The organism is Nibrella viscosa (assembly GCF_039541875.1).
GTDB lineage: Bacteria > Bacteroidota > Bacteroidia > Cytophagales > Spirosomataceae > Nibrella > Nibrella viscosa.
In genome coordinates this window covers 55,182-78,772 of sequence record NZ_BAABHB010000014.1, presented here as the reverse complement: position 1 = coordinate 78,772, position 23,591 = coordinate 55,182, and the positions used below count along the sequence as shown (strand labels likewise).

The window sequence follows — 23,591 nt, the reverse complement described above, 5'->3', positions numbered from 1 at the left end:
ACTTGTATTGGTAATCCTGCCTGAAGACGTAGTTGGCCTCAAAGCCGTACTAAATTTTCGGCGAAAAAGCATACTTTTCACCAACTTAGTAGTATCGACTTAACCCGGTACTCAACAAAAGCCGCATGACGTCCTTCTCTCTGCGCCAACACGTACCCTGGCTGATTCACATTCTCGGCTGGATTCTGCTGGGCTTTTCGCTGTTTATGTTTCAGCCGCTGACGTGGCAGGTAGATCTCCCCTACCAGTTCTGGGAAAAACAGATCATCTTCTTCGGTCTGCTGGTAGGTCTGTACTATCTAAATGCTCAGGTCTGGGTACCCAAATTGCTCTTTCAGAACCGGATCAGCCTGTTTGTAGGGCTTGTTCTACTCTCCATTGCGGTCATGGTGTTCCTGAGCAAACAAATAGAAATGTGGCTGAACCTACCCGAACTCATGCACCGGGCCTTTCATCCGGAGGGTGGCCCCCGTGTCCAGCGCAAGGGGGTCCGGATCGATATGTTCATGCTGATGACGACCGCCCTGGTATTAGGCATCAGCACCAGTATCCGGGCGGTGCAGAAGTGGCAAAAAGACGCGCAGCTCCGACAGGAACTCGAACAGGCGAAGGTGAGTACCGAATTGTCGTTCCTGAAAGCTCAGATCAACCCTCACTTTTTCTTCAATACGCTCAATAATATTTACGCGCTGACGCTGATCGACGCTGATATGGCCCGTGAAGCCCTGCACAAGCTGTCACGCATGATGCGGTACGTGCTCTACGAAACGCAGAACGGCACCACACTACTCAGCAAGGAAATCGATTTTGTGGAGGATTATATGCAATTGATGCAGTTGCGGCTAACAGAAAAAGTAAACGTTCAGTTTGATAAACCGAGCCCAATCCGCGATGTACCCGTGGCCCCCATGCTACTACTGCCTTTTGTAGAGAATGCGTTTAAGCATGGCGTTAGCGCCCTGCACTCAAGCCGGATTTACGTTGGCATTAAACAATATAATGGCACGTTGGATATGGAAGTCCGGAATACGGTATTCACCGAAAAAACCCTGTCGCTGGATCAGGGTAGCGGCATCGGTCTGGCTAATACCCGCCGGCGGCTTGACCTGCTGTACCCGGATAATTATACGCTTACTGTCACCGAAAAAAACCCGGACAACGAATACGCCGTTCACCTATCTTTGCATCTGTCATGATGTTGAACTGTATCGCTGTCGACGATGAACCGCTGGCGCTGGGCCTGGTTTGCGCGTTCATCAACAAAACGCCGTTTCTTCAGTTAGTCGGCCGGTACTCCAGCGCCGTAGAAGCCCTGCACGGACTGAGTCAGCAGCCGGTAGACCTGCTTTTTCTGGATATTCAGATGCCGGACCTCACCGGCATCGAACTAGCCAGAGTGCTGGACAGCAACTCCGGACAACGCCCGCCCCGCATTATTTTTACCACCGCCTTCAACCATTTCGCCCTGGAAGGTTATAAGGTCGATGCAATCGATTATCTGCTGAAACCCTTCAATTACGAAGAGTTTCTGCGAGCCTCCACGAAAGCCAAAGCGTACTTTGAACTGGTACAACGGGCAACTCCCGCCCAGATACCAACGGTAGTAGCGGAGCCCGAAGACGATTACCTGTTTTTGAAAGTAGAATACCAACTGGTGCGGGTTGCTTTCGACGATATCCTGTACATCGAGGGGCTGAAAGACTACGTGAAGGTCCATCTGCAAAATGACTCCAAACCTATTCTATCACTAACCAGCCTGAAGGCGCTGGAAGAGAAACTCCCCACCCGGCGGTTTATGCGCGTACACCGGTCGTTTATTGTAGCGCTGGAAAAAATTGAAGCTATCACCCGAAACTCCATTCAGATTGGTCCGGTCACCATTCCCGTCAGCGATCAGTATAAAGACACGTTTAACCAGTTCCTGAGCCGCTGGACGTAAAGGCATTGGTTTAATCTGATGGATTCCGTAAACTTGCACCAGCGGCCGGTTTCAGCGAAAGAAGCCGGTTTTTTACCCTGTCCGTAACTTTATTGTCCCATGAAAACCAAAATAGCCATTGGCCTGCTTGTCGTGCTGGTGCTCATCCAGTTTATCCGGCCGGACCTGAACCAGGGCGAAGCGGCTACCCCGCAGGATATTACTCATGCGGTTCAGGTTCCCGACGATGTGATGCTAACCCTGAAAACGTCCTGCTACGACTGCCACTCCAATCATACCAATTACCCCTGGTACGCCAGCATAAACCCGGTCGGGATGTGGTTGGGGCATCATATTGAGGAAGGAAAAGAGGAACTGAACTTCTCGACCTTTGCCCAGTACCCGAAGAAAAAGCAAGACCACAAGCTGGAAGAAATCGGCGAAGAACTGGAAGAAGGCCACATGCCGCTACCCGCTTATACGCTGATCCATACCGACACTAAATTAAGTGAGCAACAGGTAAAGCGCGTTGTTGAATGGGTGAACGCAGAACGGCAAAAACTCGGCGTAGCTTCAGAAGCGCACTGACTCATTTTCTCAGATTCAACTTCCAACCTGCTTTGATAAAGCAAGCCCTCACAGCCCCAAAGCAACGCCTGTAGAACACAACTACCATCCCACGCCTTTCAGACCTGGCAGAGCTAGAGCGCTGTTTGGCAAACGCTGGATGAATTCAGGAGTTGAAACCCTGCCGATGCCAGTCCCAGGCTATTGGAGCATCAGCCGGTCTCTTTTTACGAAAACACGCGCAAGGCCGTGCCGTTCAAGGCGGTTTTAAACACGCGCAGGCCCCGACTGCCTAAGCTGTTCAGCCCTTTCCCGGTGGTGTCGAACCGTGCCCCGTGTACGGTACAGACGAATGTATTATCATCAAAAATTACCGCTTGATTTTTTTCGTGGCTGCATATATGGGTGGCTGCTACAAAGCTGCCGTGCATGGTCCGGGCGACCACTACGCCATTGCTGATGACATACCCATTGCCTCTTCGCAAAGCGGCATTGGCAGGGTCCAGTAAATCAAGAATAAAATCGACAGGGCCATTGGTCACCGGACCAGGTATCACCTCCGTATCCCGTTGGCAGGATGTGAGCAGCACCCACAAGGCACTCCCGCTGAAACCCAGAGACTTAAGAAACGCAGCCCTATTCATAGTCATAAACAAATTCTATTTCCTGATACGCAGCCCTTTATAAAACTGTTGCAGGGCAGACCGAAACTTCAGCAAAGAAAAAAGACATCAGTGAGCCCCTGATGCCTTTCTGCTACTATCCACACCTGCGCCGGCAGACGCACCGGCGCAGGTGAAGAAAACCACAAATTAACACGAATGAAAGAAGGTCTTACAGACTGAGTTTCCGCGACCGGATAAACATATTACTGCCACCAGCCTTCCGCTGAATGGAAGAGCCGATGGAGGATAGCGGGTTCTTCTCTCCCACTCCACGACGAGCACCGGCGTTACCCGTAATCTGGTATAAAGCCTCGTTGAGCATTACTTCTTTCACGTCTCCTAAAGGCTGCAAACTGATGGGCTCTTCAATGTCAATCGTGGGTTTAAAACCGGCCGAGTAGTCCGACTGTCCCTGACTATTGTACGACTTGAAGACAATGGGTTGCATACCCCACTTGATTTTGCCGGTATCGTCGGTAATGGTAATGGATCCCACATTTTTGCCGTACGTGGTGGTACCAATCGTAATCACGGGCATATAAGGGCGCAGACCGTTGATGATCAGTTCGCTGGCGGAGGCTGTCCGGTCGGTGGTTAGCACGTACAGGCGCTGGAGATTGCCGCCAATGTTCTGCGATTTGCTCATAAAACGCTGCAGGAAAAAATCACTGCCGTATTGTTTCTGTAATAGAGGAGTCAGCGTCGTGTTCCATTCCTCGCGGAAGTATACTTTACTGGCATCAACGCCTTTACCGATCAGGCTGGCGAGGTTGGCCGACGACGCGGTGTAGCCGCCCGGGTTATAGCGCAGGTCAAGTACCAGTTCATTGATACCCTGTGCCTTGAACCGGCTGAAAATCTGGTCCAGTTGGTTATCATACTCGCTGCCGTTGCTGCCGTTCGGAGCCGGTACAAACTGGTTATACACCAGATAACCTATTTTCTTATCGCCCCTTACGTAGACCGAATCAAGAAATACCGGATTCTCCTGGAATACCGTCGCCGTAACCGACTTGATTACATCGGTGTCTATAATCAATTGGTTACTCACCTGCGCCAGCCCGAAGCTAAACGTCGTATTGTCGAACAGCAACGAAGCATAATTGGAGCGGTTCAGCGTCTGGCCGTTCACCTTTGAGATAATATCACCCCGTTTTATACCGGCTTTTTCGGCGGGCGAACCAGGAAGTACATACAGCACCTGGGCAATCACATCGTTGGAGCCGGCCGAGCGCAGGTACAGATTGTATTCCATACCGGTGGTCCTGGTTTCGCCACTCAGGGCGGCTGTTAAGTCCTCGGCGCTTTCTTCAATCCAGGAAAAACGGTCACCGTCGGGCCGCAGGGTGGCATCGTAGGGATACAGCAGGGATTCAAAGAAAGCGCCTGGCTTCAGGGTCTTGTCGGTGTTTGCCGGTATTTTGGTGTTCCAGTAGTAAACCTCCTGCATGTTTTCCAGAATCCAGTCATTCACTACTTTATTCTCTGCCGATGTATCCGTCGAGGGAGAAACCACATCTGTTTCCTTTTTGCAGGACATAAGCCACAGGCCGGCAGCCAGCAAAAGATACCAACTGCCCCAGTCAAAGTTTACTCTAGTTTTCATATCGTTTATATAGACTACAATTCTAAACGGGTGTTGAGTTAATAGATTGGACAAGCAGGGGTAAAGGAGGAAAGAAATAAGGGAGGAAAGGGGTGGACGATACATCCACCCCTATTTGTACAGCTTACTTTTTAGTAAGTGCCTTCTCGAAGGTACCATCGGCGGCAAACAGCAGGGCTACGTGCTGGTTATCGCTGGTTTGGATCAGCACGGTAAATTTACCGTTGGTCTTGCTTTTGGCCGCCCGTTTAATCTTGGCATTGGCATAGGTAGTGCTTATGTAGCTGGTGGTTGCCTGGGGCAGGTCGGCTACGGCTACTTCGGCCCAATCGCCCCGTTTGCCATTGCCACCCGGCCCTTTGGGGCCACCTTTCATCTCCATAACTTGCTTAAAGTTGCCGTTTGCGTCGAAAAGCAGGGCTTTCGGCGTATTATCCTGCACCAGCATGACTACAATATTACCATCCTTGTCTTTAGCGGCTCCCTTAATTTCGGCACCGGCATAATTGCTGTTGGTGTAAGTGGTAACCGCAGACGGCAGGGTAGCCACATCAATTTTGGTCATATCCCCTCTGGGGCCACCGGGACCTTTGCACTCAAAAGTCATCTCCTGTTTAAACGCGTTGTTGCTGTCGAACAGGATTGCTTTCGGGGTATTGGCCAGGGCAATCATCACCACCAAGTTACCGTCGGCATCTTTACCGGCATGTTTAATTTCGGCACCGGCATAGTTGGCGGCAATGTACGCCAGCACATCGGCGGATATGGCGCTTACCTCCACTTTGGTGAGTTTTACCCGGCCACCGCCGTTAGTCAGACTCGCGGCTAACCGGGCGCTGCTGGCTTCGACAACCGCATTCGTAGCGTCTACCTGCTGGTTTTGGTTACAGCCGTACAGGCCGAAACCGGTTGCGGCCACCAGGGCCATCATAACTAGTTTTTTCATGGTTTTGTAAATGATAATTGTTGTAAAGGTTGTTTTGGGGTTCTTCAAAAGCCGAAGACATAGTTTTCCCGTCGGGCGCAATACCTGTGTATCCGAACAGTAATGAGTATGACTCCGTATACTCTGAAGCGTAGAGGTTAGGGCATACGGTGGCCGTTGAAGCGATCGGGATATTTGAACTGGTCGGGCAGCACAATCGGCTCGGCCCGGTAGAAATCGAAGAGCCGGCTGCCGATCAGTTCGTGGCCCACGGCATTAAGATGCGCCGGGTCATCGGTAATAAAAAACTCTTCTTTGGGCTGAATCAGCATGTGCGTATCAAAAACGCTGAACTCCTGCTGGGTAGCTTCCCGGATAAACAGCTCCCGCCCCCGATTGCGTAACCACCGGCTCACCGGCTCCCGATGCGGCAGGGGAGTGAGCAAAATTACCTTGTGGCGGTGAGCCCGCAGTGATTTCAGGATGTTCCGCAGAGTACTGTTTACCTCGTTCAGCCGCGCCAGCGCTCCAAAACCGGCAATGCCCTTCAGCAAAGCAAGTTTGAGGCCGGCTGAAAGCCAGTTGCCTGCTTCTGAAAAGCTTTGGCGCTGAGCTATCGGACCCAGATTACGCAGGGCATTAATATCGGCCGGCACAGCAATAACAAGCTCCGTTCTCGTCTGCCAACGTTTTAAAAGGGTAGTGAATGACAGGGAATGCGTCAATTCATGATGGCCGGCCTGCAGCAAAATTACGTCGTACTGGTTCAGGGGCAGTTTCGGCAACAGATACCGGACACCCTGTAGGCTGACCGGAGCGTAGTAGTCTGCCTTTACGCGCTGACCGCTTTGCTCGAGCCGCCGGATAAACTGGTCGACAAAGCTCTGACCGGCCGCAAGCCCGTAGCCATACGTCTGACAACTACCGATGACCAAAAGGTGTATATTCATGATGATTTGGCAACTAAACATCGAAAGCTGTTTGCCTTCATTCGTTATTACGCAGAGCGGCTCAGGTCCGTTGCAGTTCAGCCAAAAATTTTCATAAATAAGCAAAGCCCTGAAAAAGCAGTTAAAATTGAGTAGCGTATGCAACGAATAGCAGAGTAGCTGCGTATTGAGCTAAGTATAGGTCTATCATCCCTTTAACTGTCAAGGCTCTTGTGTTTAAGAAGCGCCCCACCTTCGTCGAAAATGATCTGCTGAGTGTTATCGACGCATGCCGCGCCAACAACGCCCAAGCTCAGCGGGTGCTGTTTAAGCAGTTCTACGGGTATGCCAAAAGCATTTGTCTGCGCTATTCCTCCAGTATTGAAGAAGCGGAGGATGTGCTCAACGAAAGCTTTCTGAAGGTGTTTCAGCGCCTGGACACCTACGATGCATCATACCCGTTTAAAGCCTGGCTCCGGACCATTCTGATCAATACGGCAATCAGCTACTACCGGAAGTACCATAAGCTGGAAACCGGCCCCGCGCCCGATCCGGACATGAATGTTCCTTTTGAGGACGATGTCATCGACCGTATTGCCGCCGACGAAATTCTGGCGCTGGTTCAGGAGCTGCCGTCAGCCTACCGCACGGTGTTTTCCATGCACGTAGTCGACGGTTACAGCCTTCGCGAAATTGCCGACATGCTGCAAAACAACGAGGCTACCGTTCGCTCGCATTTTCTGCGGGCCCGTCAGCGTCTGCAACAGGCAATAAAAACCGCATATCCACATCTTTTCCCAACAGATCCTCCGATCGCTGTCCGTTACCATGAAAACCGATAAGTTTGACGACTCCATCCGCCGAAAGCTCGAAAGCATAGAGCCTGCTTTTCGGGAGAAAGACTGGAACCAGATGCAGGCTTACATGCACCAGCATGCGCCTGGGTCGGCCCTGCCTGGTGCCGCCCGCTGGGTGGTTCCCAGTGCTGCGGCTGCGGCTATCGTCACCCTGCTGGTGACCACAATCTGGCAGTACCGCACTAACCAGGAACTTCGCCAGTCGGTCACCAGCCTGAACCAATCCCTGACCGAGATGCAGGAACTGCACGCCGATCTGCAAAACCGGGTCGACACGGTATATATTACAAAGTATGTACCAGCCCCGGCTATACAGCGGGCGTCGGAGGCTTATGCCTCCCGCGACAACCGTAGGGAAGCGGAGCTGCCAACCCGACCGGCCCTTCGTACAATGGACGCCGGAGATGATCGTACCGGCGAACAAGCCGACCTGATAACATCGCGGCCGAACCGCACTGGCAATGTCCCTTCAGGCGACAATACTGATATAATACGCACAACACCTGATGGTGCGCCAACTATGCCATTTCCCAACAACCCGATTGGCGCGGAGCATACAGACCGGAGACGCCCAGCCTCTGCGGACGTTGAGCCGGGTGGCACGCCTGATACTGGTGCCGGTCGCGCAACAGACATACCTGACCGCACCGACCGGTATAGCCGCACCGACAGCCGGGCGCAAAGCCGGAAATCCGGCACCACTGATAACAACCGGCCGTATCTGGCCAGCGGCCAGCCGACCACAGACCGGCAGCTATCGGCTACCAGTCAACCGGCTGCGGGTACTTTGCCGACCACAGATCGTGTAGCGGAGTTTGCCTGGCTGAACGTACAACCGCTCAATAGCCGGAGCATTATAGTTGACTCCGCTTACTACCGGGAGCGCTTCGACCGCCGGTCCCGTAAAATACGGAGTCTGCTGCCGGTACCAAAGTATGCCCCGGCAGAAGCGGTAGCGGCCGAACCCAGTACTGACGTTAAACTCCGCATCGGCGGCAGCACTGCCCTGGGGGTTGGTCAGTGGAGTGGTGGGCTGTACGGTGAAGCTTTATTTGGGCAGCACGTGACCTTGGGCATTGGCCTGACCCGGCTGAATATTGCGGGTGGAAAATTCCTCACCGATATACAGTTCAATAACGATAAGAAGCGGGATTTCCGCCGGGAATATGCCAACGGCATTGACCCGCGTCACGAGATTCTGAACATCAACCAGCACAGCATCACCTGGCAGGTTCCGGTAAACCTGGGTTATCGCGTTCCGTTGCTGAACGGCCTGGCTCTTACGCCAACGGTTGGCATGAGTTTAAGCCTGAACGCCAAAGAAGTTATTGCCTTTACGTACCGTCGGGCTCCGGGTGAGTTCAACGAGGTACAACTGCATGCCAACCGCCCGACCCAGTGGTTCAATAGCTGGACGCTTGCTGTGGCTGCCGAAAAGCAGTGGAAAAACCTGGTATTTCAGGCCAGTCCGTACTACAGCAAGCCCTTTACCAACACGCCGTTGGGCCTGACTTCTTCGGCAGCCGGTCTGCGGGTGCGGGTACTGTATCAATTCTAGGAAAGCTACTATATAACCGATAACCGGCTCCGGAAACGTATCACGCGTTCTCCGGAGCCGGTTGTTTTTGGATAACCGGCACGAAAACACCGGAATTTCTGTTTTTTGCCTAAATTCATTGTCCCAAACTAACCTATCTGTTCGTCAACCTATAATGAAGCAACCCGTTCTGGTGCTGTGCAGCCTGCTTACCCTATCTGCCTGGGCGCAGCCTACCGCTCCGAAGCCCACCACCGCCCGACCTACTCTGACGGTCGACAAAATCATGCAGGATCCGAAAAGCTGGATTGGTACCGCTCCCAGCAATCCGTTCTGGTCCGAAGATGCTAAAACCATATACTTTAGCTGGAACCCCGAAAGAGCCAAAGCCGACTCGCTGTACAAAATTGCGCTGACTGCCGACCGTATACCCACTAAAGTACAACGATCCGAGCGGCTAGCTCTTCCTCCGGCCAGTGCTGGAACCTACAACCGGGCCAAAACCCAGCGCTTGTACGAAAAACAAGGGGATTTGTTCTGGCTCGATACCCGCACCGGCAAGGTTCGTCAGCTGACGAATACTGTCGACCGCGAAAGCAATCCGACATTCAGCGGAGATGAGCAAAGTGTCGTTTTTGTCCGCGCCGGCAATGTATTTCGGATGAGTCTGGCCTTGGGCGAGGTAACGCAGCTGACCAATTTCGACGCAGGCAGCAAGAAAGCCGAGAGCAAACCCAGCGAACAGGACACCTGGCTCAAGCGCGACCAGCTCTCGCTGTTTGAGGTGCTGAAAGAGCGCAAAGAGAAAAAGGACGAAGGCGATAAAATTACCAAAGCCGAAAAGCCGCAGCAACCAAAGCCGTTTTATACGGATGGCCGGGCTGTGACCAACCAGACACTGAGCCATGATGGCCGGTTTGTGACCTTCAACCTGGTAAAAACCGCCAAAGACGCCAAGACCGCCATTGTGCCTAGCTACGTTACGGAGTCTGGTTTTACCGAAGATTTGCAGGCCCGCACCAAAGTAGGTGCCCCGGCCTCATCATACGAATTCTTTGTGTACGATGTGCAGAAGGATACGGCCATTGCCGTCAGTACCAAAGACATTCCGGGCATTAAAGACCTGTCCGATTACCAGAAAACCTCAAAAGGCCTGATTGCCAGCACCGACCCCAAACCCGGTCTGGCCGATACTACCAAACTGGCCAGCCTGATTGCCAAACCTGCGGACCGCAAAGTAATAGTGCTGGGGCCGACCTGGTCAGAAGACGGCCGATACGGCGTGGTGGTTGTTCGGGCGCTGGATAACAAAGATCGCTGGCTGATGTTGCTCGACCCGGCTACGCGTAAGCTGAACCTCCTCGACCGGCAGCGCGACGAAGCCTGGGTGAGTGGTCCTGGTATAGCCAGTTATTTCGGAGCAGGCACCCTGGGCTGGGTCGATAACCAGACGCTGTACTACCAGTCAGAAGCAGATGGGTACTCACACTTATATACTGTTAACGTAGCGACCGGTGAGAAAAAGCAGTTGACCAAAGGCAAGTTTGAGGTGCAGCAGGTGCAGTTGTCGAAAGACAAGAAGTACTTCTTCCTGAGCACTAACGAAGTGCATCCCGGCGAGCAGCACTTCTACCGCATGGCGGCCAACGGAGGGGAACGGGTAAAACTCACCACCATGACCGGAGCCAATGACGTAACCCTCTCGCCTGACGAAACGAAGCTGATTATCCGGCATTCATATAGCAACCAGCCGTGGGAGCTATACTACGCCGAACTCAAAACCGATAAGAAAGGCAACGTACAGGCCACGCAGCCGGTGAAGCTAACCAACTCACTGACCGACGAGTTCAAAGCCTACCCCTGGCGCGACCCGGCCGTGGTGACTATCAAAGCCCGCGATGGAGCCGATGTGTATGGGCGGCTATACAAACCGGCTAATCCGAACGGCAAAGCAGTCATCTTTGTCCACGGTGCCGGCTATCTGCAAAACGCGCATAAATGGTGGAGCCAGTACTTTCGCGAGTATATGTTCCACAACCTGCTGGCCGATAAGGGCTATACCGTGCTTGATATCGACTACCGGGCCAGTGCCGGCTACGGCCGCGACTGGCGGACGGGTATTTACCGGCACATGGGCGGCAAAGACCTCACCGATCATGTCGATGCTGCTCAGTGGCTGGTACAGAACCACGGTGTCGACGCTAAACGCATCGGTATCTACGGCGGCTCTTACGGTGGCTTTATCACCTTGATGGCCATGTTTACTCAGCCGGGTGTGTTTGCCGCCGGTGCCGCCCTGCGCCCGGTAACGGACTGGGCCGCCTACAACCACCCCTACACCTCGGCCATTCTGAACGAGCCGCAGGCAGATTCGCTGGCGTACCGGCGCAGCTCACCCATTTACTTCGCCGACGGGCTGAAGGGGCACCTGCTCATCTGCCACGGCATGGTGGATGTGAATGTGCACTACCAGGATGTGGTGCGGCTGGCGCAGCGGCTGATCGAGCTGAAAAAGGATAACTGGGAACTGGCTTCGTACCCGCTGGAAGACCACGGCTTTGTGGAGCCAACAAGCTGGACAGATGAGTATAAACGCATCTTAAAGCTGTTTGAAGAACGCTTATAACCGGAACGGCCTTCGCAGGGTCCGTTCCGGTTTTCAAACAAATTGCCGGAAAATGAGTTATAAACGGTAAAAAGCAACGTTATTAACTCAAACGGTTATGAGAAATTTACTAGTGCTGGCGTCGGCCATGGTCATTGCCTGGGTGTACGGCACAGCGGAAGAACACAACGAGGAGGATTTCGCCCAACCAAAGCGCAAACCAAACAAGTCCGGTAAGTCCGGCCGTAATCCAAAGAACACAGTAGAAGACTGGGAACCAGAACTTCAGAATAGTCTGTAAGTCATACGCTTTATCCAACTGATACATGCGCTACCATCTGCCGGTCAGGTGGTAGCGTTTTTTATAAGCCCACGTCTTTAGGGTGAATGCCCGTATCCCGCGCTGAGGCCCGGAAGATAGCCAGCACCTCCTGGTAACTAAACAGCCGACCGGCAATATAATCCTGCTCCTCCGGGTCGGCAAACGCCTGTTTCTCCTCCAAATCCCGGATATTGGCGTGGACGGTAATCAACACGTCCTGAAAAAATTCGGTAAACTGCGCGATATTCATAGCAGCAAGTAAACGAACTCCGCCTGGAAAAAGCAACGCCTACCGGGCAAATTGCGTTAATGGCTCAACCACGCAAATTGATTAGGAATCGGTTATCCGCGTCTTTTTTCGTAAGTTGCGTATCCGAATTTTCCCTATATACGTTAATACTCTGGCGAACGTGTGCTTATTTTAACTTATGGCTAAGAAGATTTCTGTACTCCTGTTCGGCATTACCCGCGACATTGTGGGGCAGGATTCGGTGATGTGTGCATTACCGCAGGGTAGCCGCGTGGGCGATTTATTGGATACGCTAAAGCAGCAATACCCCCGGCTGGGTGACATCCGCTCGTTGCTGGTGGCCGTCAACAGTGAATACGCTGAAGCCGATACTATATTAAGTTCCAAAGATGAAGTAGCCCTGATTCCTCCCGTCAGCGGAGGATAATCCGACTATGATTGCCATTACAACCGACCCCATCGACTACAGCTCGGCTTACCGGTATTTGCAGACCGGTGAAGCCGGAGCGATTGATTTTTTCTTCGGCATTGTTCGTAACAAGACCAGCGAGCAGGCCGTCGACCGCCTTGAGTATGAAGCCTACGACAACATGGCTATCAAGGAAATGCAGAAGATTGCTGATGAAGCCTGCCGTCGCTGGAATGTCCTGAACTACGTCATCGTTCACCGAAAAGGTACCCTACTCATCGGCGAGATTGCCGTGCTCATCGGCGTAGCCACCCCCCACCGCGCCGATGCCTTTGATGCCTGCCGCTACATCATTGACACCATCAAGCAAACAGTCCCCATCTGGAAAAAAGAAGTGTTTAAAAACGGCGAGGTCTGGGTTAACGCGCACCCGTAGTGCTTTGCAGGAGCGCTACGCTAAAGGCCGACAAAGCTAGGCTATCAACATGCTGGTAACCGGCCACCTCCTCCCACCCTTCTGGCCCTAATTGGGAAAATTGACCATTGACAGGCGAAGAGAGCTGTACCTCCTGAGGCACGTTCGTATGGTTTGCCAGTAGCAGCAGCAATTCGCGCCCCCTGAGCAGATGCAGGGCGGATACCTCCAGCGGGTCATTTACCTGTACCAATCCGATCCGCTCCGGCGCAAACTCAGCAATTTTCTGAAAGAGGTGGTAAACCGGAAACAGCCGGTTGGTTGTCAATATGCCTCGCAACCCAACGGTTTCGTAGTAGGTTATGTCCGAAGCGCCGGCTGAGGCTAAGGCATTCAGGCTGCCCAGTGTCCAGCCGGCCAGAAACAAGCTGGGTTGTCGGGGGTCGGTCTGCTGTTCCGGAGAAATAAAGCGGTTATCGGGATTGGTGGCGTAGGGATTATAACGCTTCCGCAAGGTAACAGGCGATACCCATACCGGTTTGTCAGGGTATACCCGGCTGGCCGTCGTTACCGTATCCGCCTGAGCCGGCAGCGCTTCGGTGAGCGACCGCAAGTCGAAAGCGTGTTCCTGCGGCTGTACGGCATAGCTCACGGCATCGGCCGCCATACCATCCACCGCATTTCGGTTCAGTTCAGCAAAGTTGGTGAACGTTCCAGCTACCAACCGGCAGGCCGGTAAGTGCCGACGAAGTTGCGGCAATACAGTTTGTAGGAGTACTGGTGTGGTTACCGGCTGCCCTCCCTGAAAAAGGAACAGGGCTTCGGGTGGTTGAGGCAGCGTACTCAACAGGTCAAGTAAAGCGGCCACCTGTAGCTCCGGGTTTACGCCAAAGTGGCAGCCGATGGCCAGCGGTAATCCGAGTGCCTTTGCCTGGTGGCCCGCCTGTCGGAGCGTATCGGCCCAATCGGGCTTAGTCAGCCAGACCTCTACCCGGCCGTGGGAGAATGGTAACGCCCGAATCTTTTCGGCTAATTGCAACTCCTCCGTTGTCAACGTTAGACAGGTACCAATACGCGGCATCGGCCGGCTCTCTTCCAAAAAGGTAAGCGTAACCGTTTTTTCGGATGCGGAACGGCTCGTAGGGCTGCCAATCAGGCTAACGGTGATTCGCTGCTCTATGTCGGTACCGGCGGGCACCTCCACCGGGAAAGGCAGGTGCAGCGGAGTGCTGTAAGTTTTGAACGAGCCGTCGGTCCAGTTGCGCTGGTCTTCGGTCTCAAATACTTCGCCCTCAAACTCTACCCGAACAGAATACCCCTCCCCCATCGACCACGTCATAGCGAGGATATCCAGAAACGACTGATGGGGACTGACGTACTCCGGGAAAACGGCGGAAGATGTTGACTCGTCAGGATGGGTAATTGTACACGGTTTCCCGGCGATGCCGCTGATGGGGTGGTGTACACATAATCCGATGCGGTTCCGCCGAAAGGTATTTCGGGCCAGTCCCTTAAATGTAAACAGAATGGTTCCCGCGCCATCACCGGTAATGGTTATCCGGCAATCCAGTTGAACACCTGCATCATCAATCCCCCAATCGTAGCTGACGGCAAATCCTTCTGTCTGTTGGTCAATACGCTCGTTCCGGATAACGCCTTTGGCTGTTCCCCAATTGGCATCCCGGACCGTCGGGTAAATCATCCGCACAATTTCTGCTCCGCCTACCCGCAGGTAGCGTAGCACGCCATTTTCATACTGGCAATTCACCGGCCCGGCGGTTAGCGTGTGCGCCTTCGGCAAAGAGTCGGATGAGCCGTAGAGGAAGATGGGGTTATAGGGCATAAGGCTGGGGTTTATTACCCACAAACTCCTTCAGGGGGTTGGGGGTCCAGAGGGTGTAAGAAACTGATTCACATTCTCCTTTGTAATCCGCAGCAGCCCGGTATTAACCGTATTGGGCACGTTACTGATTCCGGCCATAGTGTCGTTGCCCGACAACTTATTGGTGCGGTGGACCATATCGTACAGAAACTGCGCACCATACCAGGTAAACAGCTCCCGCTTTTGCCCGGCCAGCATCTGAATGACGCCCTCCTTTACCAGACGGAGGTGTTCGGGCTCCCAGTCCACGGTCGTAATCTTTACTTTACCGGCCTTACCGGCTTCTTTCACCGCGAGCGCAATACCGGGTCCTGAGTTGGAGTCGAACCCGCAGATACCGGCTATATCCGGATGAGCGGCCAGCAGGTCGGCGGTGATGCGAGCGGCTGTTTCTACGTTGGCCTTATCATCAAACTTACCGACGACTTCAATATTCGGGTAGCGCTTAAACACGTCCAGCATTCCCCGGAAACCGTCTTCCATATTGTTCAGTCCCAGAATACCCATGTAAGCAACTTTGCCTTTCCCGCCGATGAGCCGGGCCACTTCTTCGCCCTGCATCCGGCCAATTTCGTACCAGTTGGTACCCAGAAAGGCATGCCGCCGGGAGTTCGGAATATCGGAATCATACACGACCGTGGGAATACCGGCCGCTACGGCCTTGTCAATGGCCTGGGCAATGGCGGGGTCGGTGCCGTTGATGAGCAGACCGGTCGGGCGGGTGCCGATTACCTCCTCAATGGTGTTAATCTGGGCGGGAACGTCCCAGTCGGCCGGACCGAGGATGCTGGTTTTGACCCCCATTTGTTTGCCCCAGCGTTTAAAGGCGGCCTGGTCGTGGTTAACGTACATGGGCATACCAACGGCCGTCGTCACCATGACGTACTCTTCATTAGTCCGTGCTTCTTCGCTTTCGTCACTGGTTTGTAGTGCCAGTTGCGTTACCCCTGTCTGGTCGCGGGGCGGCAATTCGCAGCCGGCCAGCGCGGTAAGCAGAATACCCAGGAGAAATCGGGTTTGGATTAACTGCATAGCGTTATTGGCTCTTATTGGTCAACACCTACTCCCTCCGGTGAAGGTTTATTACTAAATTTTCGGGCAAGCCCCTGCCGCCCGGCGCTACGTCGCTGCAACGCAAGGTCAATCCAGACGGCGATAATCAGTATTAGTCCCAAAATTATTTCCTGCCAGTAACCCGACACCCGCGCAATGACCATGATGTTGGCTACCAGGCCCATGAACAAAGCACCCAGCAAGGCACCCGGAATCTTACCAACGCCACCCGTCAGACTGGCTCCGCCGAGAATGACAGCCGTAATCACCCGCAACTCCATACCCCGGCCCAGTGTGGATAGCGCGGCTCCTAAACGCGAAGTCAGCAAAAGACCCGCCACACCCGCCAGCGTAGCCGATAGCATAAAGGCGTAAAGTTTCATCCGCCGGACCCGGATACCCGATAGCTCGGCGGCCTGCTCGTTGCCGCCGATGTAGTAGTAACGTCGGAAGAAAACGGTGCGGTTGACCAGAAACGTAAAAGCTGCTACCACCAGCCCCATATACCAGACCGGCATCTGCACCCCCAGTAGTTTTGATTGTCCGATGGCGTTGTACCAGTACGGCAGGTTCTGAATACCGGCCCCGGCCACCATCAGAGCGCCCCCGCGCACGATGCCCATCATGGCCAGCGTCTGTATGAGCGGGTTAATGCCCTGGTAAGCAATCAGGTAACCGTTGATCCAGCCAATCAGCACGGCGCTGCCCAGCCCCATCAGCATAGCCACCGGCACCGGCACGTCATAATACACCATCAGGTGCGCCGACAAGCCACCCGCAAACGCCACCACCGACCCAACCGACAAATCGAACACGCCAGCTATCAGGAGCAGCATCATGCCCACGGCAACAATGGCGTCAATCGATAAATTGAGCAGCAGTTGCCGGAAATTCTCGAAAGTGGGAAACGTAGCCGGGAACACGGCGGCACTGACGAGGCAGAGCAGCAGCGTGGTCAGCGTTAAGGTGTACACCCGGTCCCGCAGTATCTGGTTAAGCATAGGGTTTAGAAATAGTCGGTTTATGCATTAGCGGCCAGCGCCATAATGGTTTCTTCGGTAGCGGTATCGCCTACGAGTTCTCCCGCCAGGGTGCCCTGGCGGATAACCAGTATCCGGTCGGCCAGGGCCAGCAGTTCGGGCAGTTCGCTGGAGATAAGCAAAATGCCCTTGCCCTCAGCCGCCAGACCGCGCAGCAGCGTATGGATTTCGGCTTTGGCCCCTACGTCGATGCCGTGCGTGGGCTCGTCTACAATCAGTACGTCCGGGTTCGCCAGCAGCCAGCGGGCCAATACAGCTTTCTGCTGATTCCCGCCACTCAACAGCCCGGCCCGCTGCATAACCGAAGGCGTTGCCATGCGTAGCTGCGCCCGAAAACGTTCGGCTAGCTGCCGGGCCTTGCCGATGCCGTACCAGCCACCGGTTTGTGCGGCCGGCAGATCAGCCGCCAGTACGTTTTCCATGACCGACATGTTCAGAAATACCCCCTGCGTTTTTCGCTCCTCCGGTACGTATCCGATACCGGCCGTCACCGCATCGGCCGGGTGCCGAATGGCACATAGTTTGTTATGTACATACACCTCCCCACTAATCAAAGTATCAATACCGAAAATGGCGCGGGCAATTTCCGTCCGGCCGGCCCCGACCAGCCCCGCCAGCCCGAGTATTTCGCCCCGGTGCAGCGTAAAGCTGATGTCTGCAAACCGGCCGCCGGTCAGATTTCGCACGGTCAGCAGGGGCTCACCGGTACGGGAGGAAGCGGTCCGGGCAAATTCGATATCCCGCCCGACCATCAGCCGAATCAGGTCATTGGCGGTGACGTCGGCTACGGGGCGGGTGGTCTGGTAGCGGCCGTCTTTGAGTACCGTCACCCGGTCGGCAATGGTAAAAATTTCGTTCAGTCGGTGCGAGATGTAGACAATGCCTTTGCCATCGTCTTTTAGCTGTTGAATAATGGCAAACAGCGTATCCGTCTCCTGCCGGGTAATCGATGCCGTTGGCTCATCCAGAATCAGGATACGCGGGTCCTGCGCCAGCGCCTTGGCAATCTCCACCATCTGCCGCTGCCCCGGCGACAGTTCGCCTACCAGACTCTGGGGACGAATGTGCCTCAATTGTAGTTTATCCAGCAGCGCCTGTGTCTGGGCATAAAGCTGACTGTACCAGATAAAACCCAGTTTACCACGTGGCTGCCGGTTGGCAAAGATGTTTTCGGCAACCGACAGGGTGTTGATGACGCTCAACTGCTGGTACACAATGGCAATACCCAGCCGCGAGGCTTCGGCCGGGCCGCTGATTTCCACTGCCAAGCTATCCAGTAACACCTGACCGGCATCGGGCTCGAGGTTACCCGTCAGGATGTTCATCAGCGTCGATTTGCCCGCTCCGTTTTCTCCGCACAGCGCGTGAACTTCCCCCGCCCGCAGGTCAAAGTCAACGCCTTCCAGCGCCTTCACACCCGGAAATGATTTGCTGATGCCACGGAGTTGCAGGATAGGGTTCATCGGCCGAAGGAAGAAACGGTGATTACCGAGTTGGTACGGGCAGATTCGTAGGCGGCATACACCAGCCGGACGGTTTCGAGGTTATCGCCCCCTGTCGTCTCGGCGGCACCCTGCCCCTGCAAGGCCGATAGGATATTCCGGTTACAATCGACAATAGACGCGTGAACGACCGCATAAGCCCGGTCGAGCCAGGGGTACATCACCGGCGACGCCGTTTGGGTGTCGGTGCCGCTGCGGGTAGTTATGTTTAAGACGAAATCGTGCGTAAGTCGCACAGACCCCAGACTACCTTCCACCAGCGCCAGCGTTTGTGGAAAGGCTTCTTTTTCCAGAATGGACGCATACGACATCTCTGCCTGGCAGATAATACCGTTCTGCATGGTCATAGCCACAATAGCCACGTCTTCGCCTTTGATGCGCAGATTCACGCGGGTCGTCTGGCAATACAGGGTGTTTACTTCCCCGAACAGAAACCGGCAGACATCCAGAATGTGTGAGCCAATATCCGTCAGAATAAACTGCTCCAGTTCCGCCAGAAAGGGCTGGTTGTCGAACACCGCAAAGCCGGAGCAAAAACTGATTTGTGCCTTGAATACCTCACCAATTACGCCGGAGTCGATAACTGCTTTCAGCTTTCGGATAGACGATTGCCAGCGAAAGTTCTCATGCACAAAGAACTGCACGCCCGCCTGCCGGCAGGTATCCACCATGCGCTGCGCCGTTTCCAGATTTGGACCCATCGGCTTCTGACAAATAACGTTCAGCCCGGCGGCAGCCGCTTTTTCGGTGAAGAGCGCGTGGGTATCTACGTCCGTAATAATATCCACAAAATCCAGTTCGCCGGCATGGTTGCGGAGCAGTTCGTCGGCATCGTCATACACATGAGGCACTCCAAACTGCTCCGCCACCTGCCCGGCGCGGGTGCGGGTCCGGTTATACACGGCTACCAGTTCAACACTGTCCAGTTCACGCCAGCCGGCAATCTGATAGGTTGACCAGAAGCCGGTACCCAGCACCGCAAATCGCAAATTTTTCATAAAGGTTTAGGAACAGTCTGCACAGAATTTTACTACCTTCACCAGCCGAAACTCTACTGTACTCTACTGCTTTATTTCACCACAAAGCTAAACAAGAGCTACTCATTTCAAAGATAGTTGTAAGATTTTCTTTGTAAGGTGCTATATTTTTATGCGCGACCTGATTCAAATAGCCACTGCCTCCAGTCGGCCCAAATACCGGCAGATTGTCGATGAGGTCCTGGCATTTATTGAAAAAGGGACCTTGCAGCAGGGGCAGCAGCTCCCCTCCATCAGCGAATTAGCCGGGTGGCAGGGCGTTGCCAAAGTAACGGTTGCCAAAGCGTATGAAGAACTCCGGCAGCGCGGGGCTATTCTGTCGCAGCACGGCAAAGGCTTTTACGTAGCCCGTACCGACATCCGCTCGTCGCTCAATGTCTTCGTGCTGTTCGATACGCTGAATGCTTACAAGGAAGTATTGTACCACTCGCTGAAAGAAGCCTTGCCGCCCGATACCCGGCTAAGCCTGTTCTTTCACCATTACGATGTGGAGCAGTTTGAACGGCTGATTCAGAATAGTCTCGGCCTGTACAATTATTACGTTATCATGCCGCACTTCAACGAAGATATGTCGGCGATTGTGCGGTTGATTCCTACCGATAAACTGCTTGTTATCGACAAGGCTATACCGACGCTTCAGGGCGAGTACGCGGCCGTGTACCAGGACTTCCGGCGGGATATTTTTGAAGGGTTACAAGCCGCAGAACCGCGGTTACAGCAGTATAAAAAGCTAACGCTGGTGCTGTCGCAGGACCATTTTCAGTTTGTACCGGACGAAATTACCCATGGATTTTACGACTATGCCCGGCAGACCAATATACCCTGTGCCGTTGTGGATCGGTTCGATACCACACTACTCAGTTCTGGCGAAGCCTACCTCTTGTTTGCCGACTGGGATTTAATTACGTTTATCAAAGCCGTGCGGGAAAAAGGCTGGAAACTGGGCAACGAAATCGGGCTGATTTCGTACGATGACACACCGATGAAAGAGATTCTGGAGAATGGCATTACCGTCATTTCTACAGATTTTGCCCTGATGGGCCGCACCGCCGGCGAATGTATGCTGAACAAAACCACCGAACAACTACCAAATCCGTCCCGAATGATTCTTCGGGCTACCCTATGATGACATTAGGAATCGGCACCTACACCTACGGCTGGGCCATCGGCGTACCGGACATGCAGTACCCCCGTAAAATGCTGGAACACCAACTGCTGGCCAAAACTAAAGCGTTCGGCCTGTCGCTGGTGCAGATTGGCGATAATCTGCCGCTCCACACCTTTGCCGAAGAGCGACTGGATTATCTGTACCGGCTCAGCCGGAGTATGAGCATCGAACTGGAAGTTGGTGCCCGCGGCCTCACCCCCGATTACCTGCACCGGTATATCGACATTGCCGCTTTTCTGAAGGCTCGTATTCTCCGCTTTGTGATTGACCAACCCGGCTACGAGCCTCCGGTACCGGACATTGTCAGTATCATTCAGGAGGCAAACTCCTCGCTCAAACGGCAGGGCGTCACGCTCGCGCTTGAAAACCACGACCGGCTGAAGGCCCGGCAGTTTCGCGAGATTATCGAGAAAGTCGGCAGTAAGCACGTAGGCATCTGCCTCGACTCTGCCAACTCGCTGGGTGCCGCCGAAGGGCTGGAAACAATTGTCGATTGCCTGGCTCCCTATACGGTGAACCTGCACCTAAAAGATTTCGGCATTCAGCGGCTGCCGCATAAAATGGGCTTTCAGATTGATGGCCGGCCCGCCGGCAAAGGCATGCTGAATATCCCGTGGCTCTTAGAAAAGATTAGTAAAACGGGTAAGTGCCATACGGCTATTCTGGAGCAGTGGGTAGTGCCGGAGACGGAGCAGGACGACACCCTGCGCAAAGAAGAGCAGTGGGCCAACGAGAGCCTTCAATACCTGAAACCCTTATTTGAATCCAAATCACCTATAACCTTTACCAACGAATGACAACGATTACCCTGGTCGGTGCGGGCGGCAAAATGGGCTGCCGGCTGGTCGATAATTTTCAGAAGCTCCCTCATTACGACGTACACTGCCTGGAGGTAAGCCCCAAAGGCCTCGAAAACCTGCAACAGCGGGGCGTTACCGTAAAAAATCAGGCCGACGTGGTCCCCATATCGGATGTCGTTATCCTGGCCGTGCCCGACGTAACTATCGGAGCCATCTCCGACGAAATCATCCCAATGATGAAGCCCGGCTCCGTAGTTCTCACCCTCGACCCGGCAGCCCCGCTCGACGGCGTTATTCACCACCGCGACGACCTCGGCTATGTGATTGCCCACCCCTGCCACCCCTCCGTCTTCAACTGGGAGCCTACCGAAGCAGCCTTCCGCGATTTCTACGGCGGCATCTCGGCCAAACAGTCCATTGTGGTAGCCCTGATGGCCGGCACCGAAGACCACTACCAATTAGGCGCAAAAGTAGCCCAGGAGATGTACCAGCCCATTAAAGACACCTACCGGATTACGCTGGAGCAGATGGCTATTCTGGAGCCGGCTATGGTGGAGACCCTGGCCCAGACCTGCATGGAAGTGGTGAAAGAAGGTTACGACCGGATTGTGGAATTAGGCGTACCCGAAGCAGCCGCCCGCGACTTTGTGCTGGGCCATCTGCGTATTCAAATTGCAGTCCTGTTTAAAGAAGTCAACGGCACCTTCTCCGATGCCGCCTACAAAATCAGCAAACGCGCCAAGCCTCTGCTCTTCCGCGACAACTGGAAGCAAATCTTCGAGATGGACGACATCCGGGAGCAGGTGAAGGATATTACGAGGAAGTGAGTGAAGAGTTAAGAATTAAGAGTGAAGAATTATGCGGCTTCGGCCGTCCGATGGCGCAAGCAACTCTTAACTCTTAATTCTTAACTTCTTCAAAAACGTAGGTTCCCATAATCGGGAAGTGGTCGGAGTAGGGAACGTCCCGGTAGGTAACAAAGTCGAGCACCTGTAGGCCGGCGCTGTAAAACTGATTGTCGATGCGGATGAAACGGGGAGCGCGATTGAGGGTGAACTGAAAACCCCGGCCGCCATCTTCGTAGGCGTTACGCAACCGCCGGCGGAGTCGCTCGTACACAATACTATACGGAGTCTCGTTCAAGTCACCGGTTACAATCACGGGGTAAGGGCTTTCAGCTACGTATTTTTCTACGATCCGCACCTGCTCCCGGCGTTCAATAAAACCTTCTTTCAGGGAAGACAGTATATCTTTCGTTTCACTTTTAACACCTTCCATTTCTTTCTGAGTGAACACTTTCCGAACGCGAATCCCCATCGAATGCAGATGAACATTAATAATCCGGATTGTATCGCCACCAGCGTTAATATCCGTCCACAGTACCCCATTCAGGTGCTGTAACAGTTCTCCGCCCTGATTCAGGATTGGATAACGCGAAAAGGTAACTACGCCTATAACCTGATCTGGTTGTGAAGTCCCTTTAGGCGGTAAGCTGGCGTAATAGGAGTAACCGGCATCACGCAGCCGTTGTATAACCCGGTAGCCCGGTATGTTGGTATTACTGTAAAACTCCTGAAAGCATTTTATAGGAGCCTCCTGTTCGACTGACCAGGTAATGACCTGACGGGCTTTGGGAGATAAACGCCGGGGCTTCCAGTAAGCATCGGCGTCGAAACCGGTGGTATTAAAGCTTAAAACTTTGAGCGGGCGATGACCGGTTTGAGGTACCTGAGGCACATTATACGCAATAGTTCGCGGCCAGAACAGAAATCCGGCCAGAATCGAAACGGCTGATAATAAGGCCCGCCAGGAACGGCCTAACGACCAGCTTAACACAAACCCGATGTGCAACATCCAGGTCACTGGCATGGTAATCAGCAGCAGACTTGCCGACCAATGCTCTGTGGGCAGTTTGTATAGCAGAAAATACAGCAGCAGCGTGTACAGGAACAGCAGCAGATTCAACGACCAAAGCAACGACGACAAAAATGTACCAATTAGTCCGCCAACGCGTACGCGGGTAGCCATAGATAGAATTAAAATCGGGAGTAATGGTAATGTACCGGTTATTCAACCGCTAAACTTACAGCTTGTTTGCCAAACC

Annotated in this window: 23 protein-coding genes; 12 read left to right on the top strand and 11 right to left on the bottom strand. The window is 53.7% G+C overall.

All coding sequences use genetic code 11. The features are described from left to right. The first annotated feature begins 125 nt into the window (after positions 1-125). The 3 genes from ABD931_RS24300 to ABD931_RS24290 all read left to right on the top strand — a co-directional run bounded on the left by ABD931_RS24300 (position 126) and on the right by ABD931_RS24290 (position 2,506). Complete coding sequence (locus ABD931_RS24300; protein ID WP_345270620.1) at positions 126-1,196, top strand: sensor histidine kinase; 1,071 nt, start codon at positions 126-128, stop codon at positions 1,194-1,196. Beyond that, complete coding sequence (locus ABD931_RS24295) at positions 1,193-1,939, top strand: LytR/AlgR family response regulator transcription factor (RefSeq protein ID WP_345270619.1); 747 nt, start codon at positions 1,193-1,195, stop codon at positions 1,937-1,939. The genes ABD931_RS24300 and ABD931_RS24295 overlap by 4 nt, the downstream gene beginning before the upstream one ends. Positions 1,940-2,038: 99 nt before the next feature. Beyond that, the gene (locus ABD931_RS24290; RefSeq protein WP_345270618.1) at positions 2,039-2,506 is read left to right on the top strand and encodes a heme-binding domain-containing protein; all 468 of its coding nucleotides are present in this window, start codon (positions 2,039-2,041) and stop codon (positions 2,504-2,506) included. A 206-nt stretch (positions 2,507-2,712) separates the two neighbouring features. On the opposite strand, the gene ABD931_RS24285 is transcribed toward ABD931_RS24290, so the two are convergent. From ABD931_RS24285 to ABD931_RS24270, 4 genes are all read right to left on the bottom strand, one after another. Beyond that, positions 2,713-3,135: a Rieske 2Fe-2S domain-containing protein gene (locus tag ABD931_RS24285; RefSeq protein WP_345270617.1), complete on the bottom strand. Its 423-nt coding sequence runs from the start codon at positions 3,133-3,135 to the stop codon at positions 2,713-2,715. 184 nt (positions 3,136-3,319) lie between these two features. Next, positions 3,320-4,756, bottom strand: coding sequence for a S41 family peptidase (locus ABD931_RS24280; RefSeq protein ID WP_345270616.1), 1,437 nt, complete (start codon positions 4,754-4,756; stop codon positions 3,320-3,322). Positions 4,757-4,880: 124 nt separating this feature from the next. Beyond that, positions 4,881-5,702 carry a PepSY-like domain-containing protein gene (locus ABD931_RS24275; protein ID WP_345270615.1) on the bottom strand — a complete coding sequence of 274 codons (822 nt, stop codon included), beginning with the start codon at positions 5,700-5,702 and terminating at the stop codon, positions 4,881-4,883. Between the two features lie 137 nt (positions 5,703-5,839). Next, the gene (locus tag ABD931_RS24270) at positions 5,840-6,631 is read right to left on the bottom strand and encodes an SGNH/GDSL hydrolase family protein (RefSeq protein ID WP_345270614.1); all 792 of its coding nucleotides are present in this window, start codon (positions 6,629-6,631) and stop codon (positions 5,840-5,842) included. A 212-nt stretch (positions 6,632-6,843) separates the two neighbouring features. On the opposite strand from ABD931_RS24270, the gene ABD931_RS24265 reads away from it, so the two are divergent. From ABD931_RS24265 to ABD931_RS24250, 4 genes are all read left to right on the top strand, one after another. Further along, positions 6,844-7,452 carry an RNA polymerase sigma factor gene (locus ABD931_RS24265; RefSeq protein WP_345270613.1) on the top strand — a complete coding sequence of 203 codons (609 nt, stop codon included), beginning with the start codon at positions 6,844-6,846 and terminating at the stop codon, positions 7,450-7,452. After that, positions 7,439-9,025, top strand: coding sequence for a hypothetical protein (locus ABD931_RS24260; protein WP_345270612.1), 1,587 nt, complete (start codon positions 7,439-7,441; stop codon positions 9,023-9,025). Before ABD931_RS24265 ends, ABD931_RS24260 begins: the two co-directional genes overlap by 14 nt. 154 nt (positions 9,026-9,179) lie before the next feature. Beyond that, positions 9,180-11,630: a S9 family peptidase gene (locus ABD931_RS24255; protein ID WP_345270611.1), complete on the top strand. Its 2,451-nt coding sequence runs from the start codon at positions 9,180-9,182 to the stop codon at positions 11,628-11,630. A gap of 97 nt (positions 11,631-11,727) precedes the next feature. After that, the gene (locus ABD931_RS24250) at positions 11,728-11,910 is read left to right on the top strand and encodes a hypothetical protein (protein ID WP_345270610.1); all 183 of its coding nucleotides are present in this window, start codon (positions 11,728-11,730) and stop codon (positions 11,908-11,910) included. Positions 11,911-11,971: 61 nt separating this feature from the next. Here the strand turns inward: ABD931_RS24250 and ABD931_RS24245 are convergent, their stop codons facing one another. Continuing rightward, positions 11,972-12,181: a hypothetical protein gene (locus ABD931_RS24245; RefSeq protein ID WP_345270609.1), complete on the bottom strand. Its 210-nt coding sequence runs from the start codon at positions 12,179-12,181 to the stop codon at positions 11,972-11,974. Between the two features lie 178 nt (positions 12,182-12,359). Here ABD931_RS24245 and moaD point away from each other — a divergent pair, with 178 nt between their 5' ends. Next, positions 12,360-12,608 (top strand): molybdopterin converting factor subunit 1, encoded by a 249-nt coding sequence (moaD, locus tag ABD931_RS24240; RefSeq protein WP_345270608.1) that lies wholly within the window; start codon positions 12,360-12,362, stop codon positions 12,606-12,608. A 7-nt stretch (positions 12,609-12,615) separates the two neighbouring features. Then, complete coding sequence (locus tag ABD931_RS24235; protein ID WP_345270607.1) at positions 12,616-13,026, top strand: molybdenum cofactor biosynthesis protein MoaE; 411 nt, start codon at positions 12,616-12,618, stop codon at positions 13,024-13,026. On the opposite strand, the gene ABD931_RS24230 is transcribed toward ABD931_RS24235, so the two are convergent. From ABD931_RS24230 to ABD931_RS24210, 5 genes are read right to left on the bottom strand one after another with little or no spacing between them, the layout of a single operon-like run. Then, positions 13,010-14,848 carry a D-apionate lactonase family protein gene (locus tag ABD931_RS24230; RefSeq protein WP_345270606.1) on the bottom strand — a complete coding sequence of 613 codons (1,839 nt, stop codon included), beginning with the start codon at positions 14,846-14,848 and terminating at the stop codon, positions 13,010-13,012. The genes ABD931_RS24235 and ABD931_RS24230 overlap by 17 nt on opposite strands. A 30-nt stretch (positions 14,849-14,878) precedes the next feature. Then, positions 14,879-15,919, bottom strand: a complete 1,041-nt coding sequence (locus ABD931_RS24225; RefSeq protein WP_345270605.1) for a substrate-binding domain-containing protein — start codon at positions 15,917-15,919, stop codon at positions 14,879-14,881. A gap of 14 nt (positions 15,920-15,933) precedes the next feature. Then, positions 15,934-16,941 (bottom strand): ABC transporter permease, encoded by a 1,008-nt coding sequence (locus tag ABD931_RS24220; RefSeq protein WP_345270604.1) that lies wholly within the window; start codon positions 16,939-16,941, stop codon positions 15,934-15,936. A 20-nt stretch (positions 16,942-16,961) separates the two neighbouring features. Beyond that, the gene (locus tag ABD931_RS24215) at positions 16,962-18,443 is read right to left on the bottom strand and encodes a sugar ABC transporter ATP-binding protein (RefSeq protein WP_345270603.1); all 1,482 of its coding nucleotides are present in this window, start codon (positions 18,441-18,443) and stop codon (positions 16,962-16,964) included. Continuing rightward, positions 18,440-19,480 (bottom strand): Gfo/Idh/MocA family protein, encoded by a 1,041-nt coding sequence (locus ABD931_RS24210; RefSeq protein WP_345270602.1) that lies wholly within the window; start codon positions 19,478-19,480, stop codon positions 18,440-18,442. The genes ABD931_RS24215 and ABD931_RS24210 overlap by 4 nt, the downstream gene beginning before the upstream one ends. A 151-nt stretch (positions 19,481-19,631) precedes the next feature. Here ABD931_RS24210 and ABD931_RS24205 point away from each other — a divergent pair, with 151 nt between their 5' ends. Genes ABD931_RS24205 through ABD931_RS24195 form a run of 3 tightly spaced genes read left to right on the top strand, consistent with a single transcriptional unit; the run spans position 19,632 to position 22,314 of the window. Beyond that, entirely contained in the window at positions 19,632-20,645 is a 1,014-nt protein-coding gene (locus tag ABD931_RS24205; protein ID WP_345270601.1) for a GntR family transcriptional regulator, read from the top strand. Further along, positions 20,642-21,484 carry a sugar phosphate isomerase/epimerase family protein gene (locus ABD931_RS24200; RefSeq protein ID WP_345270600.1) on the top strand — a complete coding sequence of 281 codons (843 nt, stop codon included), beginning with the start codon at positions 20,642-20,644 and terminating at the stop codon, positions 21,482-21,484. Before ABD931_RS24205 ends, ABD931_RS24200 begins: the two co-directional genes overlap by 4 nt. After that, complete coding sequence (locus ABD931_RS24195; RefSeq protein ID WP_345270599.1) at positions 21,481-22,314, top strand: phosphogluconate dehydrogenase C-terminal domain-containing protein; 834 nt, start codon at positions 21,481-21,483, stop codon at positions 22,312-22,314. The genes ABD931_RS24200 and ABD931_RS24195 overlap by 4 nt, the downstream gene beginning before the upstream one ends. A gap of 73 nt (positions 22,315-22,387) precedes the next feature. Here ABD931_RS24195 and ABD931_RS24190 read toward each other — a convergent pair whose 3' ends face one another. After that, a complete protein-coding gene (locus ABD931_RS24190; RefSeq protein WP_345270598.1) occupies positions 22,388-23,515 on the bottom strand; it encodes an endonuclease/exonuclease/phosphatase family protein in 1,128 nt (375 codons plus the stop codon). Positions 23,516-23,591: the final 76 nt, after the last annotated feature.